The organism is Nocardia albiluteola, assembly GCF_018860155.1.
GTDB classification, from domain to species: Bacteria; Actinomycetota; Actinomycetes; order Mycobacteriales; family Mycobacteriaceae; genus Nocardia; species Nocardia albiluteola.
On record NZ_JAHKNI010000002.1, the window covers coordinates 40,775 to 57,619 of the forward strand.

Genomic DNA, 16,845 nt, shown 5'->3' on the forward strand with positions numbered 1-16,845 from the left:
CATCGTTGGCAAAACAAGCAAGTGCTTGGTAGGTTAGCACGGTGGCAATCGAAGTGGACCTTTCCGGATCCGTCGTCCTGATCACGGGCGGCGTGCGGGGCGTGGGAGCCGGGATCAGCCGGGTTTTCCTGGACGCCGGCGCGACCGTGGTGACCTGCGCGCGCCGTCCCGGGGACGCCCCGATCTCCAGCTCCGGCCGCACGGCCGAATTCCTGCCCTGCGATGTGCGCGACGGCGACGCGGTCGCCGCGATGATCGAGGAGATCGTGGCGCGGCACGGCCGCCTCGATCACGTGGTCAACAACGCCGGGGGCGCGCCGTTCGCGCTGGCCGCCGATGCCAGCCGCAACTTCCACGCCAAGATCGTCGAGCTGAATCTGCTTGCGCCGCTGCTGGTCTCGCAGGCCGCGAACGCCGTCATGCAGACCCAGGAGCGGGGCGGCTCGATCGTGATGATCTCGAGCGTCAGCGGCCATCGGCCCTCGCCGGGCAGCGCGGCCTACGGCGCGGCCAAGGCGGGCATCGACAGCCTGGTCTCCTCGCTGGCCGTGGAATGGGCGCCCAAGGTGCGGATCAACTCGGTGATCGTCGGCATGGTGCACACCGAGAGCAGCCACCTGCACTTCGGCGATCAGGCGGGCATCGACGCGGTCTCGGCGACGGTGCCGCTGGGGCGCCTGGCGGTGCCGGAGGACATCGGTCGTTGCGCGGCCTTCCTGGCCTCTCCGCTGGCCTCCTACGTCAGCGGCGGCACGATGCTGATGCACGGCGGCGGCGAGCGCCCCGCCTTCCTGGACGCGGCCACGGTCAACTCTGCGACCGCCACGCCGTGATCCCACAGCTCTGTTGAATCATCCTGCACGACAACCGAAATGAGCACACATATGGCTGACAACGAGAAGATCTGCGCCGGGCGCACCGTCATCGTGACCGGCGCGGGCGGCGGCATCGGGCGTGCGCACGCGCTGGCCTTCGCCGCCGCCGGGGCCAATGTGGTGGTCAATGACATCGGCGCCGAACTCGACGGCACCCCGCGCGCCGACACCCCGGCCGCGCAGGTCGTCGAGGAGATCCTCGAGCTGGGCGGCAAGGCCGTGGTCAACGGCAGCGACATCGCGGACTGGGCGGGCGCGCAGCGCCTGATCACGCAGGCGGTCGAGACCTTCGGCGGCCTGGACGTGCTGGTCAACAACGCCGGCATCGTCCGGGACCGGATGCTGGTGAACCTGTCCGAGCAGGAGTGGGATGCGGTGGTGCGGGTGCACCTCAAGGGCCACTTCGCCACCATGCGGCACGCCATCGAGTACTGGCGCGGGCAGTCCAAGGCCGGCAACGCCGTCGATGCGCGCATCATCAACACCAGTTCCGGCGCGGGCCTGCAGGGCAGCGTCGGACAGGGCAACTACGCCGCCGCCAAGGCCGGCATCGCCGCGCTGACCATCACGGCCGCAGCCGAATTCGCGCGCTACGGCGTGACCGTCAACGCCATCGCCCCCTCGGCCCGCACGCGCATGACCGAGACCGTCTTCGCGGACATGATGGCCAAGCCGGAGGACGGCTTCGACGCGATGGCCCCGGAGAACGTCTCGCCGCTGGTGGTGTGGCTGGGCAGCGCCGACTCGGCCGGGGTGACGGGCCGGATGTTCGAGGTCGAGGGCGGCAAGGTGGCCCTGGCCGACGGCTGGCGGCACGGCGTGCCGGTCGATCGCGGCGCCCGCTGGGAGCCCGCCGAGCTGGGCTCGGCGGTACGCGAGCTGATTGCCAAGGCGGCCGCGCCGGAGGCGGTCTACGGCGCCTGACCTGGCGACCCGTCCCGGGCCCGACGGGCTCGGGACGACACGCCCCCGCTGGATCGCACGACGCTCCGCAACCCTTCCCCGCGGCAACGATCCGGCCACAGCTCGGCACCGAATACCCCTGTGCGAGTGGCGATAACCGAATGCGGAGTGTTGGCGGGGCACGGCCCGGAGGGCCAGTCGCACCACCGCCACACCTCGCTGGAGCGTATTGCCGTGCGTCGGTTGGAATTCGCGGTGACCGGGCCATGAGGCATGCCTCGGTCTGTGGGATGTCTCACAGGATCTCCCTGTGCGAGCAAACAACCCGCAGTTATGATGATCGGCATCCGCTTAAGTCCGTGTGAGCTAGCGACCGGGCATTGATCTGCGCTCGAAGATGAGGGGAAGGGCAAGCGCATGGCCATAGGTCGCATCCTGCGCGTCCTGACAGTGACCGGACTTGCCGCCGGTTATGGGCTGTTAGGGCCCGCCCTGGCTCCCCTGCTCGCCGATGCCCAGCCCACCCCCTGCCCGAAGTGCACGCCGGGAATCCCGGCCGCCCCGGGCAATTCGGGCAATTCGAACCCGGGTATTCCGCTGCGCATTCCCGGCCGTTCCGGCATCGCTCCCGAGCCCACGCGGCAGGCTCCCGACCTGGTCACGCGGGGTTCTGTGACACCCGGCACTGCGGCGCGCGGCCGATCCGGGCCCGGTGGCCCCGGCGTGCCCGTGCCCGTGCGGCCCACCCCGGCCGCGGGCATCGAGGGGCTCGCGGGCCTGCTGGGTATTGGCCCCCTGCTCGGCACCGGGTCGGCTGCGGTGGGTTCCGCGGCGGTGGGCTCGGCCGGGCTGGGCGCCGGCGCACTCGCGGGCACTGGCTCCGCGGCCGTCGGCTCCGCCGGCGCGACCATCGGCTCGGCGGCACTCGGCACGGGCTCCGCGGCCCTGGGCACCGCGGCCGGGCTCGGCGTAACCGGTTCCGCCGCAGTCGGTTCCGCGGGCGCCACCACGGGCACCGCGCTCGCGGGCACGGGTTCGGCGCTGGCTGGAACCAGCGCGGCCGCCGGCGCCCTGCTCGCCACTCTGCTCGGAACTGGTTCCGCCGCAGTGGGTTCCGCTGGTGCGGGGGCGGGTGCCGCGCTGCTCGGCACCGGTTCCGCCGCGGGCGCGGCCCTGCTGGGCACCGGCTCGGCCGCCGGTCTCGCCACCGGGTCCGCGCTGGCCGCACTCTTCGGAACGGGTTCCGCCGCAACGGGTTCGGCCCTGGCCGGGCTGGCTGGAACGGGTTCGGCCCTCACCGGCTCGGCTGCCCTGGGTTCGGCCGCGGCGGCGTCCCCCCTGCTGCTCCTGCTGCTGTTGCAGCCGCCCCCGGTGCCGCCCGTACCCGCGGCGCCCCTGGCCATCCCGCCCGTCCCGGTGCCCGCGGTGCCGGTTCCGGCGGTCGCACTGCCCGCAGTGCCCGTCCCGGCGGCGGCACCTCCGCCGCCGCCAATCCCGCCCGTCGTGGCGGCGCCGGCCCCGCTCGCCAAGCCGAATCCGGCCGTGCGGCCCACCGCGGCCAGCACCGGCCTGCCCACGGCGAACGTGCTGGGCGTGATCGGCGGCGTCATCGCGATGGCCCTTGCCGCCGCCGGTTCCGGCGCGGTCAGCTTCCAGAGCGCCTCGGCCGCGCAGGCGCGGATCGATGCCGCGCGCGCCGAATTCTTCCCGAGGGCATGAGGGTGGTGAAGTGATGACGGAGAGTCGCGTCCAAAGCAGCAGCCGTTCGTATCGCCGCGTCGCGGCCGCCGTCGACGCGGTCTGCGCGGTCGCTGCCGATTTCGACGCCACCGATCTCGACGAGGTCGTGCTCGCCATCTCGGCCGAGCGCCGCCGCACCATCGAGATCGTCAGTGCCACACTGGGTCCCGGCGTGTGCGGTCAGCGGCGTAGCTACCCGGAGAAGGACGTGATCGTGCTGGCCTCGGGCCTGCCGAGCCGCGAGCACACCCTCGCCCACGAGCTCGGGCACATCATCTTCGACCATCCCGGCGAGCCGGCGACCGAGGTGACGCTGGAGGCCAGCGACGATCTCATCGCCTACATGCTCAGCCAGCGCGCCCATCAGCAGGTCGTGGACGATGGCGAGGACGAGCAGGCCGAATGGGAGGCAGAGACCTTCGCCAGCATGCTCCTGACCCGCCTGCGGGTGTTCCGCAACCGGGGCGCGGGCGTCTCGGTGCTCAGGTTCGACGAGGCACTCGGATGACCGAGTCCGGGCCCGGAGGAGGCAGCTTGCGTAACCACGGAGGGCCCCTCGGTCATCCGCGACAGGCACCGATAGGGGGAAGCACATGACATTTTGGCTGACAGCCCTGCTGGTGTGGGTGGCCGCGGGTGCGCGCGTCGGGCGCGTGCTGGTGAAACCGGCGACCACCGCGCGCGTCGCGATCGTCGTCGCCGTCGCCTCGGTGGCGGCCGCCGCGACGGTCTCGATTCCCGAAGTCGGTCTGGCCCTGGACAATCTGCTGCCGCACGGCCTGTCCGGTGCCATGCTCGCCGATCGCCTGACCACGGCCGCCTGGCTGCTGTTCACCGTGGCCACCTCGGTGGTGGCCGCGGCGGCGTGGCCCGTGGTGTCGCGGCGCAATCTGCGTCAGATCGCGCTGGTGATCTATGCCCTCGGTCTGGCCGCGATGGCGGTCACGATCCTCTGGTCGGTGCTGTTCGGCTGGGTGGTGACGCTGGTGGGCTGCGTGTTCATCGCGGTGACCGGCCTGCGCAACCTGGACTGGACGGCGCTGGGCCGCGGCATCGCCCTCTACACCGCCGGCACCATCGTCGTCGGCGTGCTCTCGGCGCTCTCGATCCGCCGCCTGGCCATCGGGGAACCGGAGGCCCTGCCCAAGAATCCGGGCTGGTACTGGCCGGTCTGGCAGGTGTCGAGCCTGATGATCGCGATCGGCGCGGTGTGGATCGTCATCGAACTGTGGGTGCGGGCGCGGGTGCTGCTGCGGCAGATCCGGCCCCTGCACGTCACCATGACCAAGCGCTTCCCGGAGGTCGTGGCGCACGACCTGGCCGGCACGACCACCCAGCTCAAGGCCTCGGACCAGGTCGCCCAGATCATGGACGCGCTGTATCTGCAGTCCGGCGGCGGGGTGGAGCTGATGGCCGCGGGCACCCCGTCCGGATCCACCACCGAGCGGGCCGAGCGGGTCGCCGAATGGGCACGCAATCCCCTCGGCGAGGTGGTGATCGACGCGCGGTGGATCGCGCCGCCGCAGGGCTCGAGCCCGCGCGGCTGGGTGCAGGCGATCGCCCGGGCATTCGACGAGACCGAGGCCACCGCGGCTGCGCCGCGCCGATAGCGGTGGCCGCCGCGGGTATTCGGGTCGAGGCGACCGGATTCGGTTGTGCCGCACATGCGCGCGAACCGCTGCAAATGAACGTTCATCTGTAAGCTCATCGTTCGCCGGACCGACCAGTTTGGCGGTGTAAATCACATCACCCGTCCCGGGGCGGCATGGGCGGGCGGGATGTGTGGTCCGAATTTCGACCGTGAGAAACGACTATCGCGGCGGCAGAGCGCACGACAAAGGCCGCGAGCACCGCACCGGGGCTCGCGACCCCGGGATGCGGTGGCGCACTGCGGGCGTGAGCGGCTGAACCCCTACCTATCGGGCCCGTGACCTACTGTGCTCACGACTCAGGCCGAAGCGTCCCCCGCTTCGGTTGTCCCTTCACAAGGCAACACAGTGCGGTCCGAGGCGCCGCACTGTGTTGCTTTGTGTGTCTTGCTATTCCGTGCCGTCCGGCGGGATCTCGGGCAAACCCTCGCTCGCCCGCAGCTTCTCGGCCATCGAGGTCAGGAGGTTCTGAGATTCTTCAGACAGGTCGAACGCCCTACTCGACAGACGACGGAGTCCATAGCCTTGCAGCTGGGACAGCAGCTCCAGATCGTGGTCGATCTTGGCCGCGTAGATGTCGTTGAAGAAGTAGTCCGGTTTGACCTTGAAGAACTTCGCCAGCGCGGCCACCGTCTCGTCAGAGGGGTTGGTGCGCTGTCCCGACCGCAACTGCGAGAGATACGGTTTCGAGATCGGATGGCCGGAGGCCGTCAGCGCAGCCGCCACCTCGGCGTTGGTGTGCGGCTTACGCCCCGGGGGATGCACGGTTTCGAACAGCTTGTTCAGCCGCGCCGCGAAATCAGCCATTGTGAGCCGCCCAATTCCCTTCGCTGTACTAACAGTCGTTATCTCGGATACGTATCATTGATATTAGCGGCTGAGTAACTGAAAACCTACGCCTGATTCATGATTTCCTTGAAGCTTCCAGACGTCCGGTTCGCGAACCGACGATGGCCGCCGCGTTTGCGGGCTACCGCAACGGTTGTCGGGAACCGCAGGCAGAGACCGATTCTGGCCCGTCGCGAGCGTCCCGTCCGACCGCTGGTTGATAACTTTAGAATAGCTGACATCTCATCTTGCGGTCTGTACTGCAGTTTGTGTGGCGTACGCCACGTTCAGGTAATCCGGGGATGAACATTCAACTTCGCCGAAAGGTCCCTGCTCAGTCCAGAACCGCCGCGATCTGGAGCGTTCCATGGGTTGATCTTGGTGTGTCTCATGTGCGCCAACGGCGCACATGAGGACCATAGCCATGTCGGCGTTTCGGCGCGCCGATTCGCGGAAAGCCGATGTGCGGGACCAGGATCCGCACTCGACCGATTTGTCGGGTTTGCTAGATTCGCTCGATGATGGTGCCGGTGGCCAGTGCGCCGCCGCAGCACATGAGGATCATCGCGGTGCTCTTGCCGGACCGCTCGAGTTCGTGCAGCGCCGTGGTGATGAGCCGGGCGCCGGTGCTGCCCACCGGATGTCCGAGCGCGATCGCGCCGCCGTTGACGTTCACCCGATCGAAATCGGGCTTGTGCACCGACGCCCACGACAGCACCACCGAGGCGAAGGCCTCGTTGATCTCGAACAGGTCGATGTCGCTGATGCTCATGCCGGACTTCTCGAGCAGCCGGGTGCACGCATCGACCGGGCCGTCCAGGTGGTAATACGGGTCGCTGCCGACCAGGCACTGCGCGACGATGCGGGCGCGCGGGCGCAATCCCTGTCGCTGCGCGGCCTTTTCGTCCATCAGCAGCACTGCGGCCGCGCCGTCGGAGATCTGCGAGGAGGTGCCCGCGGTGTGTACGCCGCCCTCGATGACCGGCTTGAGCTTGGCCAAGCCCTCGCGGGTGGTCTCGCGCAGGCCCTGATCGCGGCTCACGTCCATCGTCTCGCCGGTGAGCTTGCCCTCCTTGTCGACCTGCGGGGCCGCGGCGATGGTCAAAACCTCACGGTCGAAACGGCCTTCGCGCCACGCCTGCGCGGCCAGGCGCTGCGAGCGCTCGCCCAGTTCCTCCACGTCGTCGCGAGTGATGCCGCGCCGCTTGGCGATTCGCTCGGCCGCCTCGAACTGGTTGGGCATGTCGATGTTCCACGAGGCGGGGCGGCGGGGGCCCGCGTTCTCGCCGACGTTGGCGCCCAGTGGCACGTGGCTCATCGACTCGATGCCACACGACATGCCGATCTCGATCGCGTCGGTGGCGATGAGGCCCGCGACCAGGCCGGTGGCCTGCTGCGCCGAACCGCACTGGTTGTCGATCGTGACCGCGCCGGTCTGGTAGGGCAGCCCGGCGTGCAGCCACGCGGTACGGGTGACGTTGTTGCCCTGCTCGCCGACCTGCATCACGCAGCCGCCCACGACCTGCTCGACCAGGCTCGGGTCGAGCTCGGCCTTGTCCAGGAGTCCCTTCTGTGCGGCGCCGAGCAGTTCGGCTGCGTGCAGGCCGGCCAGCCACCCGTTGCGCTTGCCGATCGGCGTGCGTGCGGCCTCGACGATGACCGGTGTTCCCATGGTGTCCTCCGGGTTGAAACTGAAACAGGTTCGTTGAAATGCTGGGGGAGCCTCAGATGGCTTCTTTACTACTGATACCACCTATGCTGCAATGAAGGTAGAACGTGTTTCAGTTAGTCGAAGGAGACAGCTGGTGGTAGACGCCCTCACTGCACCGAACCTGCCCGAGGGGTTCGACGTGACCGACCCGGCGCTGTGGGCCCGACGGGTCCCGGTCGAGGAGCTTGCCGAACTCCGGCGCAGCGCGCCGATCTGGTGGAACCCACAGTCCCCCGATGTCAGCGGCTTCCACGACGAGGGCTTCTGGGTGGTCAGCAAGCACGCCGACGTGAAGGAGGTGTCCCGCCGCAGCGACGTGTTCTCCAACTACGAGAACACCGCCATCCCGCGCTTCAACGACGACATCACCCGCGACGCGATCGAGCTGCAGCGGTTCGTGCTGTTGAATCAGGATGCGCCGCAGCACACCCGGATGCGCAAGCTGATCTCCAAGGGTTTCACCCCGCGGGCGGTCAACGGCCTGCGCGCCGAGCTGTCCGCGCGCGCGAAGTCGATCGTGGAGGCCGCTGCGGCCTCGGGTGCCGGTGACTTCGTCACCCAGGTCGCCTGTGAGCTGCCGCTGCAGGCCATCGCCGAGCTGATCGGCGTGCCGCAGGAGGACCGGATGAAGGTCTTCCAGTGGTCCAACGACATGACCGGTTACGACGATCCCGAGTCGACCGCCGATCCGGTGACCGCGTCGATGGAGATCCTGGGCTACGCCTACCAGATGGCCGAGGCCCGCAAGGGCTGCCCCGCCACCGACATCGTGACCGAGCTGGTCAACGCCGATATCGACGGCGAGTCCCTGACCTCGGAGGAGTTCGGCTTCTTCGTGATCCTGCTCGCGGTGGCCGGCAACGAGACCACCCGCAACGCGATCACCCACGGCATGATCGCGTTCCTGGAGAATCCGGAGCAGTGGGAGCTCTACAAGAAGGAGCGTCCCAAGACCGCCGCCGACGAGATCATCCGCTGGGCCACCCCGGTCACCTCCTTCCAGCGCACCGCGCTCGAGGACACCGAACTGGGCGGCGTGACGATCAAGAAGGGCGACCGCGTGGTGATGATGTACCGCTCGGCGAACTTCGACGAGGACGTGTTCGAGGACCCCTACACCTTCGACATCACCCGTAACCCCAACGACCACTTGGCCTTCGGCGGCACCGGCGCGCACTTCTGCATCGGTGCCAACCTGGCCCGCCTGGAGATCGACCTGATCTTCAACGCCATCGCCGACCACCTGCCCGACATCACCAAGCTCGGCGATCCCAAGCGCCTGCAGTCCGGCTGGCTGAACGGGATCAAGGAGTTCCAGGTCGGCTACCAGGGCGGTTGCCCGGTCGCGCACTAGACGACCACCTCCCACGCGACGAAGGGCGGGTACCGAATCCGGTACCCGCCCTTCGTCATCCGCGCTTACTCCTGCGGCCGCAGGGTCTTCATCGCCCGGTCGGTCTCCCAGTACGCGCGCAGGGCCGCGATCTTTCCCTCGGCGTCGACACGGTAGGTGAACACGCCCTCGGCATCGACGATCTGGCCGCCGATCCGGGTACGGATCAGGCCGGTGAAGGCGACCTCGTTGCCGCAGGCGAAGGAATCCCCGAAGACGAATTCGATCGACTCGGTCGGCGCGATCGCCTTGTCCCAGAAGGCCGCGATGGCGGCGCGGCCCCGATGGCCGGTGCCGTCGGGGGAGAAGGCCGAGGGGCCGATCGGATCCTCGACGATGCCGTCGGCGGCGAACAGCGCCAGCCAGGCTTCCTTGTCGCGGGCGCGCACCGCAGCCTGCGAGGCGGCGCCGGCGACCCGGGCGGGATGGGTCTTCTCGCCGGTCATGGGTGTCGTCATGTCAGGCTCCGATCGGCTTGTCGATGTACTGCTCGGCGAACTTGCGCAGCGAATCCTGTTTGGCGGCAAGGTCCGCGTCGAAGCCCAGGCCGTCGAAGACCCACGGCACCACGATGGAGTCGGTGACGCCGGCCTGTGCCAGTTCCTCGTAACCCGAGCGGCCGAATTTGTCGATGCAGACCACCTGGATCTCGAACGGATCCTCCGCCCGCCCGTATTCGGTACGCAGCCTGGCGAGTTCGGCGATCGTGGAGACGATGTCGTCGTACTTCATCATCGCCGAGCACCAGCCGTCGCCCACCTTCGCCGCGCGCCGCAGCGCGGGGCCGGTGTGCCCGCCGATGTAGAACGGCACCGGCGCCGAGGGCGCGGGGCTCATCTGCAGCTTGTCGAAATCGTAGAACTCGCCGTGGAATTCGACCATGCCGCCGCCCAGGACCAGCTTGATGACCTCGATCATCTCGTCGACCCGCGCACCGCGGCGCGCATAGGGCACCCCGCACCATTCGAATTCCTCGGGCGCCCAGCCGATGCCGACGCCGAAGCCGAATCGGTTGCCGCTCATCGCCGCCACCGAGCCCACCTGCCGGGCCAGCAGCAGCGGATTGCGGGAGCCGAGCTTCAACACGTTGGTGTAGAAGCGGATCCGCTCGGTCACCGAGGCCATCGCCGTGGCGCCGATCAGCGGATCCACCCACGGGGTATCCGGGGTCCAGAACCGGCTGCCGTCCGGGGTGTACGGGTACTTCTCGGACTGGGATTCCATGTAGAACAGCGAATCCGGCAGCGCGATGTTGGAAAACCCGCACTCCTCCGCCGTTTTCGCCAGCTCGGGCAGCTGATCGAGTGGGCTCAGCGCGATCCCGAGGGTGAACTGCATCTTGGTCATAGCTGCGCCTCGCTGGCGCTCGGCTCCGCCATGACCATGGTCGCTGTGTTGATGGTTCCCTCGCTTCGCTCGGTCACGGGCGCTCCGACCCGACAACCCACATGGAGAAGTACTGGGACCCACCGCCGTACGCGTGCCCGAACGCCTTGCGTGCGTTGTCCACCTGGTATGCCCCGGCTCGGCCCATCACCTGCTTGGCCGATTCGGCGAAGCGGATCAGGCCCGAGGCGCCGATCGGGTTCGAGCTGAGCACGCCGCCGGAGGGGTTGACCGGCAGCTTGCCGCCGATGCGGGTGTCCCCGGCGTCGGTCAGCTTCCAGCCCTCGCCCTCGGGCATGAAGCCCAGGTTCTCCAGCCACATCGGCTCGAACCACGAGAAGGGCACGTAGATTTCGGCCGCGTCGATCTCCTCGAGCGGATTGGTGATGCCCGCCTGCTTCCACAGCGCGGCCGCGGCGTCGCGTCCGGCCTGCGGGCTCACCTGGTCGCGCCCGGTGTATGCCAGCGGTTCGGTGCGCATCGCGGTGCCGTGCACCCACGCCACCTTCCTGCCGGACGCCTCGACCGTGCGGGCGGAGGACTCGTCGCCCAGCACGATCGCGCACGCGCCGTCCGAGGACGGGCAGGTCTCGTCGAAACGGATAGGGTCCCAAAGCATCTGGGAGGCCAGCACCGATTCCATGGTGATATCGGGCTGCTGCAGGTGGGCCAGCGGATTGCGGGATCCGTTGAGGCGGTCCTTCACCGCGACCATGGCGCCGATGTGCAGCGGGGCGTTCGCGCGCCGGATGTAGGAGCGCACGTGCGGGGCGAAGTAGCCGCCCGCGCCCGCGCCGACCGGCTTGGTGAACGGCACCGGATTCGACAGCGCCCACATCGCATTGGATTCGGACTGCTTCTCCCACGCGACCGCGAGCACCTTGCCGTGCACGCCGCCCTGCACGTGGCTGGTCGCCACGATGCCGGTCGAGCCGCCGACCGAACCCGCGGTATGCACGCGCAGCAGCGGTTTTCCGGTGGCGCCCAGCGCATCGGCCATGAACAGCTCGGGCATCATCGAACCCTCGAACAGGTCCGGGGCCTTGCCGATGACCACCGCGTCGATATCGGCCATGGTGAGTTCGGCGTCGTCGAGGGCGCGATCGATTGCCTCGCGGCACATTCCGGCCATCGAGACATCGGTTCGTTTCGTCACATGATGGGTTTGTCCGGTGCCGAGCACCGCGGCGATGTTTGTCATCGTCCCTCCAGGACAGCGACAAGGTTCTGCTGCAGCGCGGGTCCGGAACTGGCGTGCGCCAGCGCCCGATTCGCGGTGCCGTTCATGATCTCGGTCGCGGCGTAGCCGATGCGCTCGAGACCTGCGGCGAACATCGGATTTCCGGCCAGCGCCCCGCCGGACGGGTTGATGCGGGTGCCCTCGCCCAGGTCGATGGCCTGCTTCAGGATCAGCTGTTCGTGGCTGTACTGGGCGTGCAGCTCGGCGACGTCGAATCCGCCTGCATCGCCACCGGTTACCGCGCGGGCCGCCGCGGCGGCCGAGGGAGAGGTGGTCAGATCACGGGCGCCGAGCATCGGGGTATCGATGCGGTGCGCGATATCGGTCAGCCAGGCCGGGCGCTCGCACAGCTCGCGCGCGCGATCACCGGCGGCCAGCACGATGGCGGCCGCGCCGTCGGTGATCGGGGCGATGTCGTGCTCGCGGAAGGGATTCGCGACGTAGGGGGCGGCCAGACGCTTCTCGATCTCCGCATCGTCGGCGGCGTTGACCGCCGCCATATCCCGCTCGGTCCAGCGCCCGGCATCGAGCCCGGCGCGAGCCTGCAACCCGGCCATCGAGACGGCGTCCGGCCACAGCGGCGCGACCAGATACGGATCGGTCTGCAGGGTGAGTACCTGCCGCAGGGTGCCGGCCGAGGACTTGCCGAAGCCGTACACCAGCGCCGTCTTCGCCTGTCCGGTACGCAGTTTCACCCACGCCTCGTACAGCGCCCAGGCCGCGTCCATCTCCACGTGCGATTCGTTGATCGGCGGCACCGCGCCGATCGAGTCGATCGCCGAGATGAACGAGAAGGCCCGCCCGGCAAGGTAGTCCGAGGATCCCGAGCACCAGAAGTCGATGTCGGAGACGCCGATGCCGAGCTTGTCCTTCAGATGGTGGAAGCAGGGCGCCAGCATTTCGACACCGTTGGTGGTGCCGTAGGTCTCGCGGACGTGCGGTGCGTGGGCGAACCCCACCACCGCGATGTCAATGTTGTCGCTCAACGTAACTCAGCCTCTCACAGATGCTGCTGGAAGGTTTCGTACGCAGCGTCGGGTTCGCCGCTGGGTTCGAAGTGGGAGATGTTGTCCAGCCCCTCGTACGTCCACTCCTCGCGGGGCTTCCAAGCGGCCTTGACGCGCATGCCCATGCGCACCTCGCTGGCCTCGCAGCCGAGCACCAGGTGCAGGAATGGGATGTCGGTGCCGTCCAGCAGCACGTACGCGGCCACATACGGCGGCTTGATGCGCTGGCCCTGGAAGGGCACGTTCACGATGCAGAACGTGGTGACAACGCCGGTGTCGGCGAGTTCGACGTAGTCGTCGGTGGGGTCGCCGGTGCGCGGGTCGGCGCCGCGCGGCGGGAAGTAGACCTTGCCGTCCGCGGCGCGGGCGCCCAGCAGGCGGCCCTCGGCGATGGCCTTCAGGAAGACCGTCTCCTGCGGCGAGGCGGTGTGCTTGTAGCGCAGGTCGATCGGGGTCACGATGCCCGTGACCGGCTCGGCCGCGTCACCGGACGCGGCGGCGGGCACGGAGGTGTCGCCCGGTTCGAACGCGGCGACGTCGTGGATGCTGCCGGTCCGTTCGCCGGCCCAGCGCGCCCGCACCCGCAGGCCGGTGCGGATCTCGTCCGGGGAGGCGACATCGACCGCGTGCAGCAGTGCGGTGTCGGCCCCGTCGAGCGTGATCAGCGCCCAGGCGAACGGGCGGTCGAAGGGCTGGCCGGGCAGCGGCTCGGCGACCCACGTCCAGCTCTGTACCGTGCCGACATCGGACACGTCGACGAACTCCGTCAGCGCCTCGGCGGTGACGGGATCGTATTCGGCCGGCGGCACGATCACCCGGCCGTCGGAGCCGCGTACGCCGACGATGCGGCCCTCGCGTAACCCGGTCAGGAATCGGCCGATGGTCGGTCCGACCGATCGGGTGTAATCGAACTTCATCCGCAGCTCTGCGGCTAGCACCTCGGGAGCGGGTTCCGTTTCCGAACCGCTTCCCTTCGCAATTGTGCCGGTCATGGTGTTCCCCTGAGTCACGATATCGAGTAGAACAGGTTCTTATTCTGGTGGCAAGAGTAGCGCTGTACGGGTGTCTGTCCAGTGGTCCCGTGTTCGGCGGGTTACCCGGGAGTGATGGCGCATCCGCAAGGCTGCGGGAAAATGCGGCTCGAGGGTCGCGAACGAAAGGAATGCGATGCGGTTCGGTTTGCAGCTCGGCTATTGGGGCGCGCAGCCGCCCACCAACGCCCAGGAACTCGTGCTCGAGGCCGAGGAGACCGGGTTCGATGCGGTGTTCACCGCCGAGTCCTGGGGATCGGACGCGTTCACGCCGCTGGCCTGGTACGGGTCGCGGACCGAGCGGGTACGGCTGGGCACCTCGGTGGTGCAGCTGTCCGCCCGCACCCCCACAGCCACCGCGATGGCGGCGCTGACGCTGGATCACCTCAGCGGCGGGCGGCACATCCTCGGGCTCGGCGTGTCGGGGCCGCAGGTGGTGGAGGGCTGGTACGGGCAGTCGTTCGGCAAGCCGCTGGCCCGCACCCGCGAGTACGTCGGGGTGATCCGGCAGGTGCTGGCGCGGGAGGGGAAGGTCGTCAATCCGGGCCCGCACTATCCGCTGCCCTATCAGGGGGCGGGTGCGACCGGCCTGGGCAAGCCGCTCAAGCCGATCACCCATCCGCTGCGCGCGGACCTGCCGATCTGGCTGGGCGCCGAGGGGCCCAAGAATGTTGCGCTGACAGCGGAGATCGCCGACGGCTGGCTGGCCATCTACTACACGCCACGGCTGGCGGACATGTACAACGCCTGGCTGGACGAGGGCTTCGCCCGGCCGGGCGCGCGGCGCTCGCGCGCGGACTTCGAGATCGCCGCCACCGCGCAGGTCATCCTCACCGACGACGTGCGGGCCGAACTGGATCGGCTGCGGCCCTTCATGGCGCTGTACATCGGCGGGATGGGTGCGCAGGAGCTGAACTTCCACGCCGAGGTCTATCGCCGCATGGGCTACGGAGAGGAGGTCGAGGAGATCACCCAGCTGTTCCGCGCCGGCCGCAAGGACGAGGCGGCCGCGGCGGTGCCGGACCGAATGATCCTGGACACCACCATCATCGGCGACGAGGCGCACGTGCGCGAACAGCTCGCGGTGTGGGAGAAGGCCGGAGTGACAATGCTGCTGGTGGGCGTGCAGAGCTTGGATCAGATGCGCCGGCTGGCGCCGATCGTCCGAAGCTGATGCGGCGATTCTGCAATTGCGGTGCGGGGCACACCGATACGCTGATGGGCACCGCGTCCGGCACGGCTGAACTCTGAGCGCCCGCCCGCAGTCGCGGGCGGGCCGACACTGCTGGGTGGTGGCCCGCCGCCGTGCTGCCGGGAATTAGTGAACCCTGTAAACCGAGGGTTGCCAGGCGCAAGAACACGTTCTATTTTTGTCCTGTGAGCCACAACATAGCGGACCTTGTCGAACATGCCATCGACCTCGTGCCCGAGCGCGTCGCACTGGCCGACGACACCCGCTCGGTGACCTACGCCGAGCTGGAGGATCGGGCGAATCGTCTCGCGCACTACCTGCAGTCCCAGGGCGTGCGGCCCGGCGACAAGGTCGGCATCTACTCGCGCAACACCATCGAGGCCGTGGAGGCCATGGTCGCGGTGTTCAAGGCGCGGGCGGTGATGATCAACGTCAACTACCGGTACGTCGAGAACGAACTGCAGTACATCTTCGACAACTCCGACATGGTCGCGCTGATCCACGAGCGCCGCTACACCGACAGGGTGGCCGCGGTCCGGCCGACCTCGCCGAAGCTGAAGACGGTCATCGTCGTGGACGACGGCACCGACATCCCCACCGCCGAGGGCTCGGTGGAATACGAAGCGGCACTGGCCTCCTCGTCCGGGGAGCGCGACTTCGGCGACCGCTCGACCGACGACGTCTTCATGATCTACACCGGCGGCACCACCGGCATGCCCAAGGGCGTGATGTGGCGCCAGGAGGACTGGTGGCGGGTGCTCGGGGGCGGTATCAACTTCGTCACCGGCGAGTACGTCGACGACGAATGGGAGCAGGCGAAGATCGGCGCGGAGAACGCGCAGATGGTGCGCTTCCCGATTCCGCCGATGATCCACGGCGGCGCGCAGGCGGCGGTGTTCCACAGCCTCTTCGGCGGCGGCAAGGCGATCATGCTGCCGGAGTTCAACGCGCACAAGGTGTGGCAGGCCATCGACCGGCACGAGATCAACCTGATCTTCATCACCGGCGACGCGATGGCCCGGCCGATGGTCGACGCCCTGGATGTGGGCAACCCGGAAACCGGTGAGCCGTACCAGCATTCGAAGCTGTGGGCGCTGGCCAGCAGCGCCGCGCTGTTCTCCCCGGCCCTGAAGGACCGGCTGATGGAGCACCTGCCCACCACGATGATCACCGACTCGATCGGCTCCTCGGAGACCGGATTCGGTGGTCTGTCGGTGGCGGCCAAGGGCGCCACCCACACCGGCGGCCCGCGGGTGAAGATCGACGCGGCCACCGAGGTTCTGGACGAGAGCGGCAGCCCGGTCACGCCCGGTTCGGGTCAGGTCGGCCTGCTGGCTCGCAAGGGGCACATCCCGCTGGGGTACTACAACGACCCGGTCAAGACCGCGACGACGTTCAAGGAGTTCAATGGGATTCGATACTCGATCCCCGGCGACTTCGCCCGGGTGGAGGAGGACGGCACGGTCACAATGCTGGGCCGCGGCTCGGTCAGCATCAACAGCGGCGGCGAGAAGATCTACCCGGAGGAGGTCGAGGGCGCGCTCAAGTGTCATCCGCAGGTCTTCGACGCGCTGGTGATCGGCGTCGCGGACGAGCGCTGGGGCCAGCGGGTGGTCGCGGTGGTGCAGTGCCGCGACGGTGCGCGCCCGACCCTCGAGGAGCTGCGTCCGGTGCTGTCGCAGGAGATTTCGGCCTACAAGCTGCCCCGCAGCCTGTGGTTCGTCGATGAGATCAAGCGCTCGCCCGCGGGCAAGCCCGATTACAAGTGGGCGCACGCGGAGGCGGAGTCCCGTCCGGCGGACGAGGATGCTCCGGCGCCGGTGGGCAAGTAGGGTTCACCGCACATTTCGGTCGGGGGCCGTTGTGCGGCAACGGCTTCCGATCGGATAG

The 16,845-nt window shown here is 68.6% G+C and carries 15 protein-coding genes; 8 read left to right on the top strand and 7 right to left on the bottom strand.

Annotation, left to right across the window (positions count from 1 at the left end; all coding sequences use genetic code 11):
• Positions 1–41: 41 nt before the first annotated feature.
• The 5 genes from KO481_RS06160 to KO481_RS06180 all read left to right on the top strand — a co-directional run bounded on the left by KO481_RS06160 (position 42) and on the right by KO481_RS06180 (position 5,128).
• On the top strand, positions 42–833 hold the full coding sequence (locus tag KO481_RS06160) for an SDR family oxidoreductase (RefSeq protein ID WP_372451923.1): 792 nt from the start codon (positions 42–44) through the stop codon (positions 831–833).
• 51 nt (positions 834–884) lie between these two features.
• A complete protein-coding gene (locus KO481_RS06165) occupies positions 885–1,799 on the top strand; it encodes an SDR family oxidoreductase (protein ID WP_215916036.1) in 915 nt (304 codons plus the stop codon).
• A gap of 396 nt (positions 1,800–2,195) precedes the next feature.
• Complete coding sequence (locus KO481_RS06170; RefSeq protein ID WP_215916037.1) at positions 2,196–3,497, top strand: hypothetical protein; 1,302 nt, start codon at positions 2,196–2,198, stop codon at positions 3,495–3,497.
• A 13-nt stretch (positions 3,498–3,510) separates the two neighbouring features.
• Entirely contained in the window at positions 3,511–4,026 is a 516-nt protein-coding gene (locus KO481_RS06175) for an ImmA/IrrE family metallo-endopeptidase (RefSeq protein WP_215916038.1), read from the top strand.
• An 85-nt stretch (positions 4,027–4,111) separates the two neighbouring features.
• The gene (locus KO481_RS06180) at positions 4,112–5,128 is read left to right on the top strand and encodes a hypothetical protein (RefSeq protein WP_215916039.1); all 1,017 of its coding nucleotides are present in this window, start codon (positions 4,112–4,114) and stop codon (positions 5,126–5,128) included.
• Positions 5,129–5,557: 429 nt separating this feature from the next.
• Here KO481_RS06180 and KO481_RS06185 read toward each other — a convergent pair whose 3' ends face one another.
• Both KO481_RS06185 and KO481_RS06190 read right to left on the bottom strand, forming a co-directional pair.
• Entirely contained in the window at positions 5,558–5,974 is a 417-nt protein-coding gene (locus tag KO481_RS06185) for a helix-turn-helix domain-containing protein (protein WP_011207048.1), read from the bottom strand.
• A gap of 526 nt (positions 5,975–6,500) precedes the next feature.
• Entirely contained in the window at positions 6,501–7,667 is a 1,167-nt protein-coding gene (locus KO481_RS06190; protein ID WP_215916040.1) for a steroid 3-ketoacyl-CoA thiolase, read from the bottom strand.
• A 91-nt stretch (positions 7,668–7,758) separates the two neighbouring features.
• On the opposite strand from KO481_RS06190, the gene KO481_RS06195 reads away from it, so the two are divergent.
• On the top strand, positions 7,759–9,060 hold the full coding sequence (locus KO481_RS06195; RefSeq protein WP_215916041.1) for a cytochrome P450: 1,302 nt from the start codon (positions 7,759–7,761) through the stop codon (positions 9,058–9,060).
• A gap of 65 nt (positions 9,061–9,125) precedes the next feature.
• On the opposite strand, the gene KO481_RS06200 is transcribed toward KO481_RS06195, so the two are convergent.
• The 5 genes from KO481_RS06200 to KO481_RS06220 all read right to left on the bottom strand — a co-directional run bounded on the left by KO481_RS06200 (position 9,126) and on the right by KO481_RS06220 (position 13,724).
• Positions 9,126–9,557: a nuclear transport factor 2 family protein gene (locus tag KO481_RS06200; protein ID WP_245400522.1), complete on the bottom strand. Its 432-nt coding sequence runs from the start codon at positions 9,555–9,557 to the stop codon at positions 9,126–9,128.
• Position 9,558: 1 nt separating this feature from the next.
• Complete coding sequence (locus KO481_RS06205) at positions 9,559–10,437, bottom strand: TIGR03619 family F420-dependent LLM class oxidoreductase (protein ID WP_215916634.1); 879 nt, start codon at positions 10,435–10,437, stop codon at positions 9,559–9,561.
• Between the two features lie 82 nt (positions 10,438–10,519).
• Positions 10,520–11,686: a thiolase family protein gene (locus tag KO481_RS06210; RefSeq protein ID WP_215916042.1), complete on the bottom strand. Its 1,167-nt coding sequence runs from the start codon at positions 11,684–11,686 to the stop codon at positions 10,520–10,522.
• Positions 11,683–12,711: a thiolase family protein gene (locus tag KO481_RS06215; RefSeq protein WP_215916043.1), complete on the bottom strand. Its 1,029-nt coding sequence runs from the start codon at positions 12,709–12,711 to the stop codon at positions 11,683–11,685. Before KO481_RS06215 ends, KO481_RS06210 begins: the two co-directional genes overlap by 4 nt.
• A gap of 14 nt (positions 12,712–12,725) precedes the next feature.
• Positions 12,726–13,724, bottom strand: a complete 999-nt coding sequence (locus KO481_RS06220; protein ID WP_215916044.1) for a Zn-ribbon domain-containing OB-fold protein — start codon at positions 13,722–13,724, stop codon at positions 12,726–12,728.
• A gap of 175 nt (positions 13,725–13,899) precedes the next feature.
• Between KO481_RS06220 and KO481_RS06225 the strand changes: the two genes are divergently transcribed.
• Together KO481_RS06225 and KO481_RS06230 are read left to right on the top strand one after the other, a co-directional pair.
• A complete protein-coding gene (locus KO481_RS06225; protein ID WP_215916045.1) occupies positions 13,900–14,937 on the top strand; it encodes an LLM class F420-dependent oxidoreductase in 1,038 nt (345 codons plus the stop codon).
• Positions 14,938–15,140: 203 nt separating this feature from the next.
• Positions 15,141–16,787: an acyl-CoA synthetase gene (locus tag KO481_RS06230; protein WP_215916046.1), complete on the top strand. Its 1,647-nt coding sequence runs from the start codon at positions 15,141–15,143 to the stop codon at positions 16,785–16,787.
• The last annotated feature ends 58 nt before the right edge of the window (positions 16,788–16,845 follow it).